Genomic DNA, 17,852 nt, shown 5'->3' on the forward strand with positions numbered 1-17,852 from the left:
TTCAAATGGGCTGCCCGTGATGGGATGTTAGTGCTCTGCCGCGATCGCAGCCAGATAACGCCCATAGTCATTCTTGCGATAGACCTCTGCGGCGGCCAGCAGGTCATCCCGGCTGATCCATCCATTGTCGAAGGCAATTTCTTCCAAACAGCCGACCTGCTGACCTTGACGCAAGGTGAGGGTCCGGACGAAATTGCCCGCATCCAACAGACTGCCATGCGTGCCGGTATCGAGCCACGCATAGCCACGCCCCATGGTTTCCACGCTCAAGGCGCCGTCGTGCAGATACATTTCCAACAGCGTGGTGATTTCAAGCTCACCGCGCGCAGACGGCTGTACCTTTCTGGCCCGCTCGGGCGCGGTCCCGTCGAGGAAATACAAGCCCGTCACCGCATAGCTGGACGGCGGCACCTCGGGCTTTTCGATGATCTGTTCGGCGCGACCGTCGCTGTCGAATTTCACAACGCCGTAGCGCTCGGGATCGGCGACGTGATACCCGAATACCGTTCCTCCGGTTGGTTTGGCGCTGGCGTTGGCCAGAATGTCCACCAGACCGTGTCCGAAGAAGATATTGTCCCCCAAGACCATCGCGGACGGGGCACCATCCAGAAAATCTTCGGCCAGAATATAGGCCTGCGCCAGCCCGTCAGGCGATGGCTGCACGATATAGGTGATCGACACGCCCCACTGGCTGCCATCCCCGAGGGTGCTTTGAAACTGGGCCTGATCATGCGGCGTGGTGATCATCGCAATCTCGCGAATCCCCGCCAGCATCAGAACCGAGATCGGAAAGTAGATCATCGGCTTGTCATAGATCGGCAGCAGTTGCTTCGAGACACCCTTGGTAATCGGATACAGGCGGGTGCCGGAGCCACCCGCCAAAATGATACCTTTACGATCGGTCATTGTGTGCTTGCTCCTAGGTCTTTCAGGATGTCGGCAAGGCCGGCCCGCCAATCCGGGCGTGGGATACCAAAAACCGCTGCCGTCAGGCTGTTGTCGAGGCGAGAGTTTAACGGCCGTTTTGCCGGCGTAGGATAGTCCGTCGACGGGATGTCGATCACGTCGCAGTTGAGTCCAGATTGGCGGAAGATTTCACGCGCGAAATCAGCCCAGCTGACATCGGGACCACCACTGAAATGATAGGTGCCGGTCTTGGACGGATCCGCCACCAGTTGCGCCGCAATGCTGAGGCAGGCATCGGCGATATCAGCAGCAGGCGTCGGCCCACCGATTTGATCGGCCACAATCGTCAGTTGATCGCGGTCGGCACCAAGGCGAAGCATGGTCTTGATGAAGTTGGTGCCATGCGCCGACACGACCCAAGACGTGCGCAGGATGGCATGCGTACCCCCGGCGGCGCGGACGCCGAATTCGCCCGACAATTTGGTCCGCCCATAGGCGCCAAGCGGCCCCGACATGCTGTCCACGGACCACGGCTGATCGCCGCTGCCGTCGAACACATAATCGGTCGAAATCTGAACGAATGGCAGGCCGCGCGACGCGGCAGCAGCCGCCAGACGCGCCGGCGTGCTGCCATTGATGATCTCGGCCAGATCCTGCATCTCTTCGGCCTTGTCCACCGCCGTGAAAGCGACGGCATTGATCACCGCATCGGCATCGGTTTGAAGGATGAAGGCTTCACAGGCGGCGGGGTCTTCGAAATTCGCCTCATCCAACCCGCGAATTTCAAGCTCAATATCGCCGGCGCGGCGCTGAAGTTCTTGCCCGACTTGGCCAATCTCGCCAAATACCAATATCTTCATGCTGTTTTTCCCAGTCTTTCGCCAACGCCGGCGCGTTCCTGCAGCGCGCGCCACCAGTCCTCGTTGTCGAGGAACCATTGCACGGTCTTGTCCAACCCCTGCTCCAGCGTAACCGATGGTCGCCAGTTCAATTCGGTCCTGATCCGGGTTGGATCAATGGCATAGCGCAAATCGTGGCCGGGACGGTCGGTGACAAAGGTGATTTGCTCGGCATAGGGGCTGCTGCCCGGCCGCTTCTCATCCAAAATGCCGCAAATCAGCCGGACCAGGTCAAGGTTCGAGGCTTCGTTTTCACCGCCAATATTATAGGTCCGCCCGGTGTCGCCCTTGGTCAGGACCGTCAAAAGCGCATCGGCGTGATCTTCGACGAACAGCCAGTCGCGGACGTTTTCACCCGTGCCGTACACCGGAATCGGTGCCCCGGCCAAAGCCTTGAGGATCACCACCGGAATCAGCTTTTCAGGAAAGTGGAAAGGTCCGTAATTGTTGGAACAGTTTGTCAGAACGAAGGGGAACCCATAGGTCTCGCCCCATGCCCGGACCAAATGATCCGATGCCGCTTTACTGGCAGAATAGGGCGAGTTCGGCGCGTAAGGCGTCTCTTCGGTGAACTGGCCGGTTGCGCCGAGCGAGCCATAAACTTCGTCAGTCGAGATATGGTGAAAGCGGAAATTGGCCGGACGGCCCTCGGCCACCCAATAGGCCCGGGCTGCGTTCAGCATTTCATAAGTGCCGTTCACATTGGTTTCGATGAAGGCCCCCGGCCCGTCAATCGACCGGTCCACATGGCTTTCCGCAGCCAAATGCATCACCGCATCTGGCTTGTGCGCGGCAAAGATCCGCGCCAGCGCTGCGCCATCACGGATATCGGCATGCTCAAAGCTATAGAGCGGGCTGTCGGAGACCGACGCCACATTGTCTAGGCACGCGGCATAGGTCAACGCATCTAGATTGACGACCTCATACCCTCGCGAAACGGCAAGACGCACAACCGCAGAGCCGATAAAGCCGGCTCCACCTGTAACCAGAATTTTCATGGATTCACTCAACATAGGTAAACGGGCTTTTGAAATCTTTGAACAAGGGGGCTGCCGCATCTTTGGGCGACAAAATGGCCGTTGTCAGATCGACCCCCCAATCAATGGCCAGGTCCGGATCATCGAACCGAACCGCGCCATCGCATTCCGGCGCATAATAGTCCGAACACTTGTACAGAAGTTCAGAATTGGGCTCCAACGTTGCGAAACCGTGCAGAAAGCCCTTCGGAATGAACAGTTGTTTGCCATTTTCCGCAGAAAGCTCCACCGCGACCCACTGGCCAAAATGCGGCGAACCGGTGCGAACATCCACGGCGACATCGACAACGCGACCGGCACCCACCCGCACCAGCTTGTCTTGGGCGTGGGGCGGCGCCTGAAAGTGCAGACCGCGCACGACCCCGACATCGCGCGACAACGAATGGTTGTCCTGCACGAATTCCAAGTCAATCCCCAGGCCGGCAAGGACCTTTCGACTATAAACTTCCGAGAAAAAGCCGCGATCATCGCCGAATCGCCGCGGCGTCAGCACCACCACTCCGGGCAAGCTGGTTGGTTCTATTTGCACGATACACCCCAATTTTTACTCGTCAGCCCGCACCTTCTAAACCGCACGCTATGCTGTGTCACATCGGAAAATCGCCGCAGCACTAGCAATGCAGGGGTTCCGCCTGCACATTGCACCTAGCGCCGCCTGACCCGGGGCCCGTTCTTAAGATGCCCGGACACCAAATGACGGCAGTTCAGAGCCGCCCCGGCAGGATGGTGCCAATCGGCCACATTTTCATCATTCTGAATGCATCCGCGGCAAGAAAGCACTTTACCCAATCACGCGATAATGTCAGGTTCAGGGTAACGATTTTTATAGGAGCGACCCATGGTCAAGTTTACTGCTATCGCAAGCGCTGCACTGATTGCACTTTCCTCTGCCAGCTTCGCAGGTTCCATGGCGCCGACCGCGCCGGAAGCTGTTGTAGTTGCTGCGCCTGTTGACGCGGGCTACGGCATGGGCATGAGCAGCACTGCTCTTTGGACCGCTGCAGCACTGGTTGTTGCCGGTGCCCTGATCATCAACTCCGGCTCGGATGACGACGATTCGTCCTCGTCTTCCTCCTCGTCGAGCTCGAACTAATCACAGCGACACGCCGGGCACTCAAACGCCCGACGCATCGATCAAGATTTAAAGCGGTCGCGCAAGCGGCCGCTTTTTTTCGTGCCGACGCCAAGCAGACCTGCGGCAGAAAAACGGCCAGAAAACCGAAATTTGCTATTCAATGACCTGCCCTGCATCTCTAATGTGGGCGCGAGATTGAAAAAGGACCGGCATGGCAGACGATCACGACGACGAGGGGCATTGGTTTTCTTTACCGGGCCTGCTTCCGCCCATTATAGCTGCCGGCCTGTTCGCCGCATTCTGGCGCGCCCTACCTACGGTCGCCGACGGCGGATCGATTCGCCACGTGACCCAATGGGTTCCCGGCATGGGCGTCGATCTAAGCTTCGTGATCGACGGTCTCAGCCTGACATTTGCCTTGCTGATTACCGGCATCGGCACCTTGGTCATGCTGTATTCCGCGCGCTATATGGCGGGTCATCCGCAACACGACCGCTTTTCCCTTTATCTGACTGCATTTATGCTCTCGATGCTGGGCGTGGTGCTGGCAGACAACCTGATCGCCCTATTCGTGTTCTGGGAGCTAACGACGATCACCTCGTTCCTGCTGATCGGGTTTTCCCACGCGTCAGGCACCTCGCGACGTGCGGCACTTCAGGCATTGCTTGTGACCGGTGCCGGGGGCCTCGCCATGCTGGCTGGGGTCATTGTGATTGGCCAGGTCGCGGGCACTTACGAGCTGTCCGAAATCCGCGCAATGGGCGGAGTGCTGCGCGACAGCCCGGCCTATCTGGCCATCTTCGTTCTGATCGTACTGGGCGCATTCACCAAATCCGCACAGTTGCCGTTCCATTTCTGGCTGCCCAACGCCATGGCTGCGCCGACGCCGGTCAGTGCCTTTCTGCATTCGGCCACTATGGTGAAAGGTGGGGTCTACCTGTTGGCGCGGATGCATCCGTCCTTGGCTGGCACCGATGTCTGGCTGTGGACCCTGACGATTTTCGGCGGGGTGACAGCTGTATTCGCCTCGGTCGTGGCTTTGCGCCAGACCGATTTGAAACAAACCCTCGCCTATACCACGCTGATGGCTTTGGGGACGCTGGTTCTGTTCCTTGCGGCGCCGGGCGGATACGCCATTACCGCGGCCGTGACCTTTTTGGTCATCCATTCGCTGTACAAAGCTGCGCTATTTCTGATGATCGGCTGTGTCGATCATCGCACCGGCACCCGTGATGCGGCATTGCTCGGCGGGCTTTGGCGCAAGATGCCGCTGACCGCTCTGGCAGCGGCGCTGGCCGGGATGTCGATGGCGGGTATCCCGCCGTTTCTGGGCTTCATCGGCAAAGAGCTGCTGTACAAGGGCGGCCTTGAATCGACCGCCTCGGTGGTGTTCGTAATCCTTGCCACCCTACTGGCCAGCGCGCTGATGTTCGCGGTCGGTGCCATCGTCGCGCTAAAGCCGTTCTGGGGCCGGGCTGAAAACCTGTCAGAGCGCAATTCAGCCAAGGGCGAAGCCCCATGGCAGATGTTGGTTGGCCCCTTGCTGCTGGGCGGTCTTGGCCTGTATTTTGGCCTGTTCCCGCATTGGCTGCAGGACAATTCGATCACGCCGACGGTCGCCGCCTTATTGGGCGACCCCGCACAGGCCAAAGAGTTGCATCTCTGGGCTGGGGTGAATACCGCGCTCTATCTCAGCGGCGTCACCTTCTTGCTCGGGATCATTCTGTACCTGTGGCATTTGCGCTTGCGGGCTGGTCTGACACGGATCGACGATGCCAGCTTCAGCTTTGACCGGGGCTGGGATGCGTTCTTGGTTGGCATCACCCGCTGTGCTGGCTGGCTGACCGACCGGCTTCAAACTGGCGATCTGCGGCAGTACATGCTGGTGGTGTTTGGCACCATTCTGGCCGGGTTGCTGCTGGTGATTGGCCGGACAGGGCTGAACGTTCAAATTCCCCCCCTGCCCGACCTGCATATGAAGCAATATTTCGTCGTCATCCTGATGATCGCCGGCACAGGCTTGGCCGTGATGACCCGGTCCCGCATCGCGGCGATCGGCGGCTTGGGCGTTGTCGGCATCGGCGTTGCCCTGATCTTCATCATCTACAGCGCGCCGGATGTGGCGATCACCCAACTGATGGTCGAAACGCTGGTCGTGGTCCTGTTCGGGGTCGCCGCCCTGCGCCTGCCAGTGCTGCCCTCACGAGAACAAGAGGGGGCCCGCTGGGGCCACGCCGCCTTGGCCATCGCCGTTGGCACCACGGTCAGCTTGATCCTTCTCACCGTCACCAACGGCACGTTGGACCTGCGCCTGACAGATTACTTTGCGGCAGAAAGCTATCCAACCGCATTTGGACGCAACATCGTCAACGTGATCCTCGTCGACTTCCGCGCCTTTGATACCTTCGGCGAAATATCGGTCGTCGTGGTCGCGGCGCTGTCGGCGGTGGCCTTGTTGCGCCAAGGTGGCAAGCACGCCAAATCCCAGTCCCGGACCGAGGAGGACCGCACGTGAACTCCGTCATCCTCAATGCGGCCACCCGCATTCTTGTCCCCCTGCTGCTGGTGTTTTCGCTGTTCATGACCCTGCGCGGTCATAACGATCCCGGCGGCGGCTTTATCGGCGGGTTGATCGGCTCTACCGCATTCATCTTCTATGCGATCGCGTTCAGCACCGCGGAAGCGCGCTCTGCCCTGCGAATTGAGCCGGAACAACTGGCGATCATCGGCTTGGGGCTCGCCCTGCTGGCCGGGCTGGTGTCGATTGTGTTTAACGAGGCCCTATTCACCGGGCAGTGGTTGTTCCTCGGCGCCAGTGAAGGCGAAAAGGGCCTTCCGATCTCTTCCGTCCTGCTGTTCGACATCGGTGTCTATCTGGTGGTCATGGGCGGGATTCTGGCCTTGGTGTTTGCCCTGGAAGAAGAGGTCTGATCGATGGAGTTATTGCTATCCGCCAGCGTCGGCATCCTTGTGGCCGCAGCCATCTATCTGATGCTGTCCCGCAGTCTGTTGCGCTTTTTGTTCGGTCTGACCCTGATTTCGAACGCTGCCAACCTGTTGATCTTTGCCTCTGGCCGTCTGACGGCCGGGGCACCACCGCTGATTCCCGAAGGGGCTTATGCCCCGGTTGGTGATGTCGCCAACGCCCTTCCACAGGCCTTGGTGCTGACCGCCATCGTGATTGGCTTTGGCCTGTTTGCGTTCTCGCTTGTGTTGGCGATACGGGCCTATTCCGAACTGGGGACACTGGAGACCTCCAACATGCGCCTTGCCGAACCCCGGCCAGACCTTCGACCGGACCCGTCGACCGCGACCTCAAATGAGACGTCCGCCGGATGAGTTGGCTTCTGACCTTTCCGTTGATCCTGCCCTTCGCCACTGCCGTCTTGGCCTATCTCGCGCGGAAGAGCAGTGCTGGCCGCTGGATTTCCGTCGCCGGATCGCTTTTGGCCTTGGTCGCCGCACTGGCACTGTTTGTAACCGTATCGGATGAAGGCGTCGTATCGGCCCAAATGGGTGGCTGGGACGCGCCTTATGGCATCACTCTGGTTGCCGACATGCTGTCCGCCGTCATGGTCTTGCTCACCACCATCACCGGGTTGTCGGTGGCAATCTACGCCATGGGCGAAATTAACCCGGCACAGGAAAAGCTGGGCTATCATAGCATTTTCCAGATCCTGCTGGGCGGGATTACCGGCGCGTTTCTGACCGGTGACCTGTTCAACCTCTATGTCTGGTTCGAGGTGATGCTGATTGCGTCCTTCGGACTGCTGATCATGGGCGGAAAGCCGACCCAGATCGACGGTGCGGTCAAATATGTGACCCTGAACCTGATCGCGACCGTGATGTTCCTGTCCGGCATCGGCTTGCTTTACGGCGTCACCGGCACGTTGAACATGGCCGACCTGCACGATGCGGTTCTGGCCTCGGATCGGCCCGGACTGATCGTCATCCTGTCGATGTTTTTCCTGATCGCGTTTGGCATGAAGGCCGCGGTGTTCCCGCTGTTTTCATGGCTGCCGGCCTCGTATCACACCCCGACATTCGCCGCCTCGGCGATCTTCTCGGCGTTGTTGACCAAAGTCGGCGTCTATTCCTTGCTGCGGACCTTCACCCTGATCTTCACGCTAGATCCGGGCTTCACCAACGCAGTTTTGCTTTGGGTCGCGGTCCTGACCATGGTTGTCGGGGTGATCGGCGCGCTGGCACAGACCGAGATCCGGCGCATTCTGTCGTTCCAGATCGTCAGTTCCATCGGCTTTTTGATCCTCGGCTTGGCGATCCATAGCCCGTTGGCCATCACCGGCGCGGTGTTCTACCTGATTCACAACGTCATTGTAAAAGCCAACCTGTTCTTGGTGTCCGGCGTGATCGCCCGGGTGACCGGCGGAACCGACCTGCGCCTGATCGGCGGGATGTATCGCACCGCCCCGCTGCTGAGCGTGCTGTTCTTGATCCCGGCCTTTGCGCTGTCCGGCTTTCCGCCCTTGTCCGGCTTTTGGCCCAAGGTCCTTCTGGTCAAGGCAAGTCTCGACCAAGGGATGTGGGTGGTTGCCGCTGTGGCCCTGATCGTCAGTTTGCTGACCATCCTGTCGCTGATGACCCTTTGGTCCGAAGCGTTCTGGAAGCCGCACCCTGAGGCGCGCGAGCCGTCGCTGGCAACCTTGGGTTCGGATCGTCTGGCACTGGTCCTGCCGATCGCTGCGCTTGGCCTTCTGACCCTTTTGATCGGGGTGTTTCCACAGCCGATCCTTGAGATATCCGAGCAGGTCGCGGCGCAGCTGCTATCACCGGATCTGTATCTGACCGCGGTTCGGGGAGTGCTGCCATGACCCTATTCGCGATCAATATCCTGCTGGCCGGGGTTTGGGCGGCCCTGTCGGCCACCTTTACCTTCAACGCGCTGATCTCTGGCTTTCTGATCGGCTATGGCGCCTTGTGGCTGGCCGCGCCGCTGTTTGGCGAAAGCCGGATCTATTTCGTTCGGGTCGTACGGATCGTCCAGCTGATTTTGTTCTTTTCCTATGATCTGATGATGTCCAGTCTGCGGGTGGCGTACAGTGTCCTGACACCGCGCGATCTGTCCAAGCCGCAGATTCTGGAAATGCCGCTTGATGCGCAGTCGGATCTTGAGATTTTGCTGGTTACCAACTTGATTTCGTTGACCCCCGGAACGCTGAGCCTTGATGTGTCGGAAGATCGCAAGACCCTGTATGTCCACGCGATGTTCGCTCAAGACCCCGATCAGGTCATCCGCGATCTGAAATCCGGAATGGAACATATGGTCTTAAGGGTGTTTGAATCATGACAGCAGACGGTTTTCTTTCACTGGCCATCAACCTGTCGTTCGCGATGGTCATGGTGGCCGTTTTGTTCGGTTTCATCCGGCTTGTGATTGGCCCGTCACTGGCTGATCGGGTCGTGGCACTGGATATGATGACGGTCTCGATCGTTGTGTTCTGTGCCCTCTATGCAATTGAAAGCGGCTCGCCGGTCTTTTTGGATGTGGCGATTGCCTTGGCGTTGGTTGGGTTTCTGGCAACCGTTTCGCTGGCCCGTTATGCCGAGCGCGGATTGAAACGGCATCACAGTGGCCCCGACCCGTTTCTGTCCTCAAATGATACGCCCGAAGAACCCGCCGCAAGCTCAGAGTCAAAGGATCGCACATGACCGATATTCTGATTGGCATTCTGGCGCTGGCAGGCGGCGCGTTCACGTTGATTGCAGGCTTGGGTGTCTTCAAGCTGCACGACCTTTTGAACCGGATGCACGCCTCGACCAAAGCCGGAACCTTGGGCAGTATTTTGACCTTGGCCGCCGCAGCCGTGTTCTTCCACGATGGCGGCGTCACCGCACGTGCCGTGTCGATCGCCCTGTTTCTATTGCTGACCGCCCCCATCGCCGCGCACATGATCGGACGCGCCGCAGTGCGAATTCGTGCCCATAAGCACGCGCTAAAAACGCGCTCCTGACGCTCCGGGCTTTTTTCGACAAGCCTGTGGCCTTTGCCAACAGAGACCTTCTCTCCAGCGTTAAACAGGGTCGAAGGTCACGGTGAAATGTTGCGGGAAAGGCGTCTCGCCCGTGTCAATCTGCCCACTGGGCCCAACGGCCCGACCAAGCCCCTGCTGTGCGAGGACCGGTTTCAGGATCGCCGGGATCAGCGCTTCGTTGATCGCCGCGCCGAAACAGGTGTGCATCCCCGTCCCCCAAATGATGTAATCGCCAAATGGTCGGTCAATCAGAAAGTCGTTGGGGGCCTGAAACGCGCTGCGATCAAACATCGCCGATTGAGTCGCCGCAAAGACGATCTGACCTTTTTTCACCCGCATCCTGCGCAGGGTAGACTGGGCAATAACGCAGTCCCTGACCGCGCGGCGATAGATCACCGGGTTGTGCGGATTGAACCGCAGAGCCTCCCACAGGGACGCGGCCAGCGTTGCATCATCCCCTTCCCGGGCCGCCGTCATCGCCCGGCAGAGCGCCTGCGGATGGCGGAACAATTCATCCAGCGCCAGACAACAGGCCTTGGAAATTGTTGGGATCGCGCCGATCAAGAGGCCAAGCAGGTTGTTTCGAATGCCAAGGTCGGTCATCCCCGGAACCCCAGCGGCCTGTAGCGCCAGACAGCGGTTGAGCAAATCCGGCGCCGCGGTCGGGTCGGATTTTCGGGCAGCAATCGCCCCATCCAAATAGGCCCGCAGCGCGGCGGCATCGGCCAGCGCTTTTGCCTCCAGCACCGGATCAGCGCCAAGGTCGCCGAACAGGTACCAAAACTGCGTCGTCGTCCAATCCTGCATCGTTGCCGCATCTGGGCCACCAACGCCAAAATACCGCGCGGTCATGTCCCACGGCACGTGCCGGGTCAAAGCTTGCGGTGAATCCAGACGCCCGCCGCTGTCCCGAACCCGTTGCGCGGCAAGGGTCTGCGCCTGAGGCAATACGATCTCGGCCACATCGGTCCGCCGCGCAGCCAACCGCATCGCCGACGTATCCCGGGTGTACGCCCAGCCCGGCTGCATCCCGAGAAAGAAGTTATCGCCATCAGTGAGCTGGCGCATGCGCGATTCATAGACCACTTCGAAATCCGCATCGCGCGCCAAGACCTCAAGCACATCGGCGCGCCGGGAAACCACCACGGTTCCAGAATTGTCATAGCTTGCCGCCAGCTTTCGACGGGTGGACAGATTGGGCGCAAACACCCGCAGCACGTCGAAAAGACGGCGCTGTTTCTCGGGCGAGGCCAACAGCGCACCGGCATTGGCCGCTATCCCACCCGGCGCCCGCGCCGCGCCGATCGCATCTCCCGCCAAAATGACCGCCGATGTCAGCCCATTCCCCCAGCACCGCAGATGCGTGACGGTCGCCGACCAAAGATTTGCACCAAATCTGATCATACCTGTTCCAATTTCAGGTTGGATCGACGACGCCTGCCGCGATCATCTGCAACGCGGACAGCGAGGGAAGAAAGAAATAATCGCCCCCGCGCGGCTCCACGAACGTCTTCAACTTACTCATGATGAACGGTGGGGCCCCGTCTCGTGGGTCGACCGGAATCGTGAACCGTTTGTGCCGATCATGATTGCCCACGATCGGGCACGTGTTGTTGCCCTGATGAAAATCCAGCCCATATTGAACCCATTGCTGCTGCACGAATTCGAACTGGCGAAAGATGCTGGCACCGATGATCATCATCGCCACGCCCTGCTCGGTCTCATCGCTGCGCTGATCTGAAACTGAAGGACCATAGGGCAGACCGCGCCGCAGAATGCGGCGGCGCTTGTTCAACTGAGTGGACGCATCCGGGTTTTCTGCCCCAGCCTGATTGAGCGGATCGAGATAATCCCGGGTGTTGACCCGACGCAGATGCGCCCCGACCGGGCATTTTATCCCGTTCATATCGTCGGCAAAGCCAAAATCCGACGCCTCGGGCGAACCGAGATAGGCACGCAATGCCTTTGCAGCCCTGAAAGGATCGGGGTCATCAAGGCCTTTGTCTGCACGAAACGCCCGCCAAGCGGTGAAGGTTGGCACGGTCGACAAGGGCACACCATCAGACCAACGCCCGACCATCTTGGCCTTGATCGTTTCGGCAGCCTCATCCACGCTGATCCCCTTTTGGGCCGCGAAGGTTTCAGCCTCCTCAGCAATCACCGCGTCGAACGTTCCAACATTCTCGTGCAGCTTGCGATAGACCATGAAACTGCCGTTATGCATCAGGTTGGGCGGCGGTGCGGTTGGCGGGATCTCCTGACTTTCATCGGGGTGGCCCAACAGAAACTCGCCCGTGGCCAATGGCACCCACCCCGCACCACGGCTCATGCGCTTGCCCCGCCCGATCGCAGCCAGCTTTTCCTCTTCGGCCGGGAATTGCCCGGCGAACACCGGATCGCCGATGCCGTCGGTGAAGCCAAAATGTTCTTTCGGGGTCGGCACTTTGATCCCGTTGTAGTCGGCAAAGATCGCCGAGGCCGCCTGATACAACTGGTCCCCGGCTTGGCCGTTGGTCGCGAGGATTCGGACCTTTTGACCAAGCGCGCTGCAGATCTCTTGCAGCCACAGGGTCTGCTCTTCTAATGCGGGCGACGGCTGCGCGGTGCCTTCGGCGGCGACCTGAGCATTCATCGACATCCAGATATGCACGTCGTTCTGACCGCCCGGCTGGCGATTCTGTTGCCAGATCGGATCCCAGTGGCGGCACCACGCATCCGCCTCGGCCGCCTCTTGGGTCTGGGTATTGTCCCGGTCGCCCAGAATGAAAGCCCGCGCCTTCATGCCATCCACAAACGATTCAGGCATGCCCTGCAATGTCCGGGTCGGCAGTCCCAACATATAGAGGCCGAAAAAGGTGAACCCGATATTCAGGGTGACCAGAGGTTTGGTTTCAGGCGTCCAACGCGAGGCGGTGGTGACTTTGGCCCGGACCCGGTTCACAAATGCGCGTCCGGCTGCCGGATCCTCGATATGCAGGAAAAAATATCGGGCGAACGGAAAGGAATAGCGCCCGTAAGCGCGGGGAATGTTGCCTTGGATGTCATCCAGATTAAGGGTGCGGCTGGTGTCCATCAGATCACCCCGCCCTCGGCAGCGATGGAAATGACCCCCGGCGCCTGACTTGGTGCCATCTTGTCTGCCGGCTTGTGATTGTCGATATAGTGACCGAAGGCTGCGTGCAGGGCTTCTGGACTTTGCCCCTGAGACTCGACAGTGAAATCGGCGAAGGTCTGTTGCAGATAGAGAGATTTTAACACGGACGGCAGATCGCCGTATTTCGCAGGCGGCATCGGATTTTGCCCATTGGCCATCACATAACGATACACCCCATAAAGAACCGCGACAGACACCAGCGTCCCAATCAGCGCCGTCGCCCCTGAACCCCAGCCGGTGATCCAGCCCAAGACCGGTGCGGTGCTCAGCCCCAGCACCACCCCGATCAAACCCAAAAGCGCCGCGACCACCGGCGTTGCAGCCACGATCCCCAGCGCCTTGATCGGCAGGTTCGACAGCGTGGGTGGCGCGATCCAGTAATCGTTGAATGGCAGGGTCGTTTCGATCTGACAGCGGGCCATATAGGCGGCGAAATCCTCGGCTGAAGTGACCGCTTCGAACCCATAACAATGCCGGTAAATCGACCGAAGTTCTGGCTGCATCGTAGTCCAGAGACGGCGCAAATACGCGTCGCGCACCCACGCTTGCTGGTCGGGGTCTAAATGGGCAGGCAACGGGTCGCCCTCGTCCATAACGGCGTCAATATCGGCGGCGAACATCAGATACGCGGCGTTCAGCCGGTCCACCGGCTGAGGATGGATCGGGTCCTGCCCTTGGATGGACGCCACCAGCGCGTTTTTGGCCGTGCGCCCGTTGTAGGTCACATCGTCCAACACCATGTAGCGGCATAGATGGGTTTGACGGTTGCGGCAGAACGGGCTGTTTTCGCCGATGTCCCGCGTTGCAGGTGATTGTAGGGCCGTGGGCAGCAGCCCCAAAACCGTCTTGACGATCTGTTCATGGCTGGCCATGCCGCCCATGGCCAAAGCCTCGGATCCGCCCTTGATCGGGGTCAGAAACGTCAGGAACAAGTGCCCGGTATCGAAATTCGGCATCTCAAATCTCCCTCGTCCGTCAGCTGCGCGTGGCGTTAAAGATGCGGGACAATCGCTGCACATTGGGGGCCCGGTTTAAATCGGCGCGTTCGGTATCCAAGCTGGCCACAGGGCCAAATCCCGGCTCGCCCAGATCCCCCTGCACCGAGGTCAACAACTCACGATAGGTCGCAGCAAAGGCTTCGGGGCTTTGGGTGGCGTGGGCCGCGCTTAGCGCCTGCACCACCTCATTCACCCGCATGGCGCTTTTTATATCGCGCTGTGCGGACCCGGGCGTCCCATTATAATAATAGTCGGTAAATACCTGATTGTAGGTAATATAATTCTTGAATGCCGTCACCGGAATCGATTGCGGATATTTGGTCGCCGTGTACCAGAACAGGTTCAACCCATTGGGAATTCCATCCGAAAACGCATCGATATACTGATCCCACGTGCCGTTGAAATTTGAGCAGAACAGCATGTAATCGTTTTGAAGGTCCTCTTTGCCCTGCCCGAGATCCGGCCAATCTTCACGCCTGATGATGACCCAGCGCGCGAAATGGATCAAAGATAGCCCCATCAAACCGCTCAGCACCGAAGGCACTCCGCGTGCGACCATGAATATCAGGCGGTTGAGCCAAGTCAGAATCGGCTTGCTGGGTGTTACGACATTCATGGCATAGGCCTTGCCGGCAATATTCGACATCTGTCCCCCCGGGCACGGGCATTGTCCCGATTGCCTTTAGGTCAACTATACGCCGCAATCCCGGGCTGTCGAAACATATTCGGATGCAATCGAGTTTTCCCGCCCAAAGCGGGTGGCACCGGGCCAACGAGTAGCTTGTGCAGCCCTGAAATACTGCCGCCTTTGCACAGCAGATTCACCCAATGAATAACGCGGTATTCAACGCACCACCAAGATGTGTAAAATTCTGAAGCAGGCGCAGGAAGCTTTGCTGCAAAGCCAAAAGAAGGCAAAGGACCGTTTTTTCACAATCATTATATTGCGGAGGTAATCTGGTACTTTGATAGCAAGCCATATCCCATCCCGACCTGTACACGGGGCCGGACATTCTTCGGAACCCCGCAAAGGCACCGGTGCCAAAAACGAATCTGCTCAACGCAGGCCTCCGAACGGCGGCTCTGGATACAGACCTCTAGGGTCGGGTTTCATAACCAATAGATGGCGATGGCCGATAGGAAGACCTTGGGTCATCGGTCATAGCGGGTCGCCACACGTCTCCAATCTTTGAGCCTGCCGAACATGATTTCGATGCGGTTTCGACGCTTGTAGCGGCGCTTGTCGTACTTGACCGGCATCTTCCGCTGCTTTCCACGAGCGATGCAATCGCGTATCCGATTGTCTTGCAAAAATTTTCTGAACCAGTCAGCGTCATAGTCGAGATCTCGGATGAGCCATTTGACGCATGGCAGGCCATTGAGGAGTGCCAGTGCGCCGATGTAGTCGCTCACCTGTCCGGCGGTGATGGACAGGTCAATCGATCGTCCCTCCTTTTTTCCCGGCTAAGCTGGTCGCTGTTCGATGTGCTTTCAAATATGTCGCGTCGATCATCGCGGCCTTGTCGTCGCCATGTTCAGCGGCCGGGCCCGTCATCATCCACGCAAAGATGCCTTTGTCGCTCCAACGCTTCCAGCGACTGTAGAGCCTTTTGTGCGGGGCTATATGCTGATGGGGCATCTCGCCACCTTAAACCATTGCGGTTAATGAAGATAATGTCACTCAAGACCCGCTTGTCATCGACCCGAGGCTTTCTGTGCGACATCGGAAAGACAGGCTCCAGACGTGCCAGCTGCGCGTCTGTCAGCCAGAAAGTTTCACTCATGCCACCGCGCCGTTTTCTAGCTGTAAATGACGCAGGACCACGGGGATCAATGCGTCCTCGGTCTAGGATTTTGAACCGATAAACGGGCGGAGCATTCGAAATCGGCCATTTATTTTCAGCAATTTAGATAATCCATCTCCACTCGATACATGATCTCAAAGCAAATTTTGGTTCTCGTTTAGCCAAGAATTTTCAGGTCCCGCGCCCGCTTCCCCATTCTCGGGCTGCAGCCAGAACAACACTTGGCCGAACTGATCGAGGCATTGAGCAAAGCCGAACGCGAAGGCCGCCTGGTCGAGAAGATTCGGTTCTATGCGCGCGCGTCCCTGCTGATTGTCGATGAGATCGGCTATCTGCCGATTACCAGCAGTGGTGCCAACGGTCCGGGGCTTACGCGGCCCCACTGGGGCCACAGTCCCCTTCAATCATCCAGCTGGTCAACGCGCGATACGAAAAGGGCGCGATGATCCTGACGTCAAACCGGGGCTTCGCGGAATGGGGCGAAATCTTTGGCGATCCCGTCGTCGCTACTGCGTTGCTGGACCGCCTGCTGCACCATGCCGTCGTTGTCCAGATCGAGGGGCCAGCTACCGGCTGCGCCACCATGCAGACCTAATCCCGGAGCATACCCGGCCGCATGCCAACATCACACCACCGCCACCGCCACCGCCAAAACGCCGTGGTCGGCCACCCAAAATCGAAGGTGCCAATCAATACTCCGGCGGATCGCCCAAGCCGAGAGGTGGGGATTTTTTGCGCCAGCACTTCTGGGGAAATTTGATCCAGCATTTACACCGCGCCGCCGTCCACTGACTGGCCGAGTCCGAATGCGAGGTGAACTTGGGCTGGACCTCGCTGGCGGCACCGAAGGCGGCCTCGTTCAGCGTGTCGAGATACTCGCGCTCGGCCCGGGGCACATCAGTCGGATCGACGAGTGTTGCGTCCCAATCCTCCTTCGGCCTGGAGTTCTGCTTGTTCGCGTTCGTCGGGCAAGACCGGCCATGCTGGGCATTACTGCCAAGGCGTCTTCAGCGGTCGCGCATCCGTGCTCTCCGGCTCGGGGTTTGCGAACGCGCAGATCTGAGTGCTGGCCGCGCCGCCAGTGGATTGTGAGGACGACGTCGCGCACCGTTTCGTCGACATCCACAATGATGTCGGCAGTCAATGGCCGTAGCAGTTGCTGACGGGCACGCATTGTCACATCAGGCGCCTTCTAGGCAGCAGACAAGTTATCCGCCATGTTGGCAAAAGCGCATGAATCAACCTCGATGGCCGATGGGGTTTCGGTCGGTCGGCGTGCTTCCAGTTCTTACACGCGGCGCAACGCGATTTCCCAGTTTTTCTTCAGCTGGGAGGCGATAAGACGATTGCCGGGATCGCAGGCGGCATAGCGGCGCTCGGCGAGAGTGGCCTCGAAATGCGCCTGCAGAAGCTCCAGATCGAGAATCTGGCGTTGATTTTCTTGTCGTTCCCGGTGCATCCGCTCGGCCTCGAACGCGGCCTCGATTGCCCACGGTTCTACCGTGAGCAGCAGTTCCCGCGCAACAGCCGCCTCCACTCGGGGACCACCGGAGGTCATGCACCGGGGTAACCCATCATTAAATTGGGCTTGTCGCAGCGATAGACGGGGCGGCTTTTCGGGTTCCCGGTATAGGCAACCGAAAGTCGTCGGCCGCACCGGGCACATGTCACCCAAGTTCGACAAAATCGGCTCGATTTTGGGCAGGATCTTCGAGCCCCAGCATATAGTTTCAATGGGTTGGAGTCTGTGTAAGACTGATTTCGGTGAAAGTCGTGTAGTTACACGTCCTATAACTTATGTTACTTGGAATATAGCTAAAGATCGAATACTTTGCATTCCATGTTTACGCGCATCACCGAGAGCGGCGGTCGCCGCTATCTTCAGATAGTCGAGTCGTTCCGAAACGAAGCCGGCAAGCCCCGGCTGCGGGTTGTCGCCAATCTCGGGCGGGTCGACGGGATGAAAGAGGGACAGCTCGACGCCC

At 58.9% G+C, this 17,852-nt stretch carries 20 protein-coding genes and 2 pseudogenes; 10 read left to right on the forward strand and 12 right to left on the reverse strand.

Translation table 11 applies throughout. The annotated features are described in order from the left end of the window. Positions 1 to 27: 27 nt before the first annotated feature. The 4 genes from rfbA to rfbC are packed head-to-tail and all read right to left on the reverse strand — an operon-like array spanning position 28 to position 3,371. The gene (gene rfbA / locus BV911_RS02440; RefSeq protein WP_086051970.1) at positions 28 to 906 is read right to left on the reverse strand and encodes a glucose-1-phosphate thymidylyltransferase RfbA; all 879 of its coding nucleotides are present in this window, start codon (positions 904 to 906) and stop codon (positions 28 to 30) included. Further along, complete coding sequence (gene rfbD / locus BV911_RS02445) at positions 903 to 1,766, reverse strand: dTDP-4-dehydrorhamnose reductase (protein ID WP_086051971.1); 864 nt, start codon at positions 1,764 to 1,766, stop codon at positions 903 to 905. Before rfbD ends, rfbA begins: the two co-directional genes overlap by 4 nt. After that, a complete protein-coding gene (gene rfbB / locus BV911_RS02450; protein WP_086052032.1) occupies positions 1,763 to 2,803 on the reverse strand; it encodes a dTDP-glucose 4,6-dehydratase in 1,041 nt (346 codons plus the stop codon). Before rfbB ends, rfbD begins: the two co-directional genes overlap by 4 nt. 4 nt (positions 2,804 to 2,807) lie before the next feature. Beyond that, positions 2,808 to 3,371: a dTDP-4-dehydrorhamnose 3,5-epimerase gene (gene rfbC, locus BV911_RS02455; protein ID WP_086051972.1), complete on the reverse strand. Its 564-nt coding sequence runs from the start codon at positions 3,369 to 3,371 to the stop codon at positions 2,808 to 2,810. 309 nt (positions 3,372 to 3,680) lie between these two features. Between rfbC and BV911_RS02460 the strand changes: the two genes are divergently transcribed. From BV911_RS02460 to mnhG, 8 genes are all read left to right on the forward strand, one after another. Next, positions 3,681 to 3,935 carry a hypothetical protein gene (locus BV911_RS02460; RefSeq protein ID WP_086051973.1) on the forward strand — a complete coding sequence of 85 codons (255 nt, stop codon included), beginning with the start codon at positions 3,681 to 3,683 and terminating at the stop codon, positions 3,933 to 3,935. A gap of 193 nt (positions 3,936 to 4,128) precedes the next feature. Continuing rightward, positions 4,129 to 6,432, forward strand: a complete 2,304-nt coding sequence (mbhE, locus tag BV911_RS02465; protein WP_086051974.1) for a hydrogen gas-evolving membrane-bound hydrogenase subunit E — start codon at positions 4,129 to 4,131, stop codon at positions 6,430 to 6,432. Beyond that, positions 6,429 to 6,848 (forward strand): Na+/H+ antiporter subunit B, encoded by a 420-nt coding sequence (locus BV911_RS02470; protein ID WP_086051975.1) that lies wholly within the window; start codon positions 6,429 to 6,431, stop codon positions 6,846 to 6,848. Before mbhE ends, BV911_RS02470 begins: the two co-directional genes overlap by 4 nt. 3 nt (positions 6,849 to 6,851) lie before the next feature. After that, positions 6,852 to 7,256 carry a Na+/H+ antiporter subunit C gene (locus BV911_RS02475; RefSeq protein ID WP_086051976.1) on the forward strand — a complete coding sequence of 135 codons (405 nt, stop codon included), beginning with the start codon at positions 6,852 to 6,854 and terminating at the stop codon, positions 7,254 to 7,256. Continuing rightward, positions 7,253 to 8,749: a Na+/H+ antiporter subunit D gene (locus BV911_RS02480; RefSeq protein ID WP_086051977.1), complete on the forward strand. Its 1,497-nt coding sequence runs from the start codon at positions 7,253 to 7,255 to the stop codon at positions 8,747 to 8,749. Before BV911_RS02475 ends, BV911_RS02480 begins: the two co-directional genes overlap by 4 nt. Then, positions 8,746 to 9,225, forward strand: coding sequence for a Na+/H+ antiporter subunit E (locus tag BV911_RS02485; RefSeq protein WP_086051978.1), 480 nt, complete (start codon positions 8,746 to 8,748; stop codon positions 9,223 to 9,225). The genes BV911_RS02480 and BV911_RS02485 overlap by 4 nt, the downstream gene beginning before the upstream one ends. Continuing rightward, entirely contained in the window at positions 9,222 to 9,587 is a 366-nt protein-coding gene (locus BV911_RS02490) for a monovalent cation/H+ antiporter complex subunit F (RefSeq protein ID WP_086051979.1), read from the forward strand. The genes BV911_RS02485 and BV911_RS02490 overlap by 4 nt, the downstream gene beginning before the upstream one ends. Then, entirely contained in the window at positions 9,584 to 9,889 is a 306-nt protein-coding gene (gene mnhG / locus BV911_RS02495; protein ID WP_086051980.1) for a monovalent cation/H(+) antiporter subunit G, read from the forward strand. The genes BV911_RS02490 and mnhG overlap by 4 nt, the downstream gene beginning before the upstream one ends. Before the next feature lie 60 nt (positions 9,890 to 9,949). On the opposite strand, the gene BV911_RS02500 is transcribed toward mnhG, so the two are convergent. The 5 genes and pseudogenes from BV911_RS02500 to BV911_RS02520 form a co-directional block, all read right to left on the reverse strand. Next, a complete protein-coding gene (locus BV911_RS02500; protein WP_086051981.1) occupies positions 9,950 to 11,314 on the reverse strand; it encodes a cytochrome P450 in 1,365 nt (454 codons plus the stop codon). A 13-nt stretch (positions 11,315 to 11,327) separates the two neighbouring features. Continuing rightward, positions 11,328 to 12,983: a peroxidase gene (locus BV911_RS02505; protein WP_086051982.1), complete on the reverse strand. Its 1,656-nt coding sequence runs from the start codon at positions 12,981 to 12,983 to the stop codon at positions 11,328 to 11,330. Beyond that, positions 12,983 to 14,020 carry a hypothetical protein gene (locus BV911_RS02510; RefSeq protein WP_086051983.1) on the reverse strand — a complete coding sequence of 346 codons (1,038 nt, stop codon included), beginning with the start codon at positions 14,018 to 14,020 and terminating at the stop codon, positions 12,983 to 12,985. The genes BV911_RS02505 and BV911_RS02510 overlap by 1 nt, the downstream gene beginning before the upstream one ends. A 19-nt stretch (positions 14,021 to 14,039) precedes the next feature. Beyond that, positions 14,040 to 14,708, reverse strand: a complete 669-nt coding sequence (locus BV911_RS02515) for a hypothetical protein (protein WP_086051984.1) — start codon at positions 14,706 to 14,708, stop codon at positions 14,040 to 14,042. A gap of 506 nt (positions 14,709 to 15,214) precedes the next feature. Then, positions 15,215 to 15,846 (reverse strand): annotated as a pseudogene (locus BV911_RS02520) (transposase). Between the two features lie 242 nt (positions 15,847 to 16,088). Between BV911_RS02520 and BV911_RS20295 the strand changes: the two are divergent. Further along, positions 16,089 to 16,313 carry an ATP-binding protein gene (locus BV911_RS20295; RefSeq protein WP_305775364.1) on the forward strand — a complete coding sequence of 75 codons (225 nt, stop codon included), beginning with the start codon at positions 16,089 to 16,091 and terminating at the stop codon, positions 16,311 to 16,313. Beyond that, positions 16,310 to 16,462 (forward strand): ATP-binding protein, encoded by a 153-nt coding sequence (locus BV911_RS20300; RefSeq protein ID WP_305775365.1) that lies wholly within the window; start codon positions 16,310 to 16,312, stop codon positions 16,460 to 16,462. Before BV911_RS20295 ends, BV911_RS20300 begins: the two co-directional genes overlap by 4 nt. Before the next feature lie 181 nt (positions 16,463 to 16,643). Here BV911_RS20300 and BV911_RS20330 read toward each other — a convergent pair. The 3 genes and pseudogenes from BV911_RS20330 to BV911_RS19720 form a co-directional block, all read right to left on the reverse strand. Further along, positions 16,644 to 16,829, reverse strand: a pseudogene (locus tag BV911_RS20330) (IS5/IS1182 family transposase); the annotation flags it as partial. A 326-nt stretch (positions 16,830 to 17,155) separates the two neighbouring features. Next, positions 17,156 to 17,425, reverse strand: a complete 270-nt coding sequence (locus BV911_RS19715) for a hypothetical protein (RefSeq protein ID WP_205963783.1) — start codon at positions 17,423 to 17,425, stop codon at positions 17,156 to 17,158. Between the two features lie 237 nt (positions 17,426 to 17,662). Beyond that, the coding region (locus tag BV911_RS19720; protein ID WP_205963786.1) for a hypothetical protein at positions 17,663 to 17,852 on the reverse strand (190 nt) is incomplete at its 5' end.

This window comes from Pseudoruegeria sp. SK021 (genome assembly GCF_002119405.1).
In the GTDB taxonomy this organism is placed as follows: Bacteria; Pseudomonadota; Alphaproteobacteria; order Rhodobacterales; family Rhodobacteraceae; genus Meridianimarinicoccus.

What these genes read in the sequence shown, in the direction of transcription:
- rfbA (WP_086051970.1), bottom strand. Translation starts at nt 906, where the DNA reads ATGACCGATCGTAAAGGTATCATTTTGGCGGGTGGCTCCGGCACCCGC.
- rfbD (WP_086051971.1), bottom strand. Translation starts at nt 1,766, where the DNA reads ATGAAGATATTGGTATTTGGCGAGATTGGCCAAGTCGGGCAAGAACTT.
- rfbB (WP_086052032.1), bottom strand. Translation starts at nt 2,803, where the DNA reads ATGAAAATTCTGGTTACAGGTGGAGCCGGCTTTATCGGCTCTGCGGTT.
- BV911_RS02460 (WP_086051973.1), top strand. Translation starts at nt 3,681, where the DNA reads ATGGTCAAGTTTACTGCTATCGCAAGCGCTGCACTGATTGCACTTTCC.
- mbhE (WP_086051974.1), top strand. Translation starts at nt 4,129, where the DNA reads ATGGCAGACGATCACGACGACGAGGGGCATTGGTTTTCTTTACCGGGC.
- BV911_RS02475 (WP_086051976.1), top strand. Translation starts at nt 6,852, where the DNA reads ATGGAGTTATTGCTATCCGCCAGCGTCGGCATCCTTGTGGCCGCAGCC.
- BV911_RS02480 (WP_086051977.1), top strand. Translation starts at nt 7,253, where the DNA reads ATGAGTTGGCTTCTGACCTTTCCGTTGATCCTGCCCTTCGCCACTGCC.
- BV911_RS02485 (WP_086051978.1), top strand. Translation starts at nt 8,746, where the DNA reads ATGACCCTATTCGCGATCAATATCCTGCTGGCCGGGGTTTGGGCGGCC.
- BV911_RS02490 (WP_086051979.1), top strand. Translation starts at nt 9,222, where the DNA reads ATGACAGCAGACGGTTTTCTTTCACTGGCCATCAACCTGTCGTTCGCG.
- mnhG (WP_086051980.1), top strand. Translation starts at nt 9,584, where the DNA reads ATGACCGATATTCTGATTGGCATTCTGGCGCTGGCAGGCGGCGCGTTC.
- BV911_RS02500 (WP_086051981.1), bottom strand. Translation starts at nt 11,314, where the DNA reads ATGATCAGATTTGGTGCAAATCTTTGGTCGGCGACCGTCACGCATCTG.
- BV911_RS02505 (WP_086051982.1), bottom strand. Translation starts at nt 12,983, where the DNA reads ATGGACACCAGCCGCACCCTTAATCTGGATGACATCCAAGGCAACATT.
- BV911_RS02510 (WP_086051983.1), bottom strand. Translation starts at nt 14,020, where the DNA reads ATGCCGAATTTCGATACCGGGCACTTGTTCCTGACGTTTCTGACCCCG.
- BV911_RS02515 (WP_086051984.1), bottom strand. Translation starts at nt 14,708, where the DNA reads ATGTCGAATATTGCCGGCAAGGCCTATGCCATGAATGTCGTAACACCC.
- BV911_RS20300 (WP_305775365.1), top strand. Translation starts at nt 16,310, where the DNA reads ATGATCCTGACGTCAAACCGGGGCTTCGCGGAATGGGGCGAAATCTTT.
- BV911_RS19715 (WP_205963783.1), bottom strand. Translation starts at nt 17,425, where the DNA reads ATGACCTCCGGTGGTCCCCGAGTGGAGGCGGCTGTTGCGCGGGAACTG.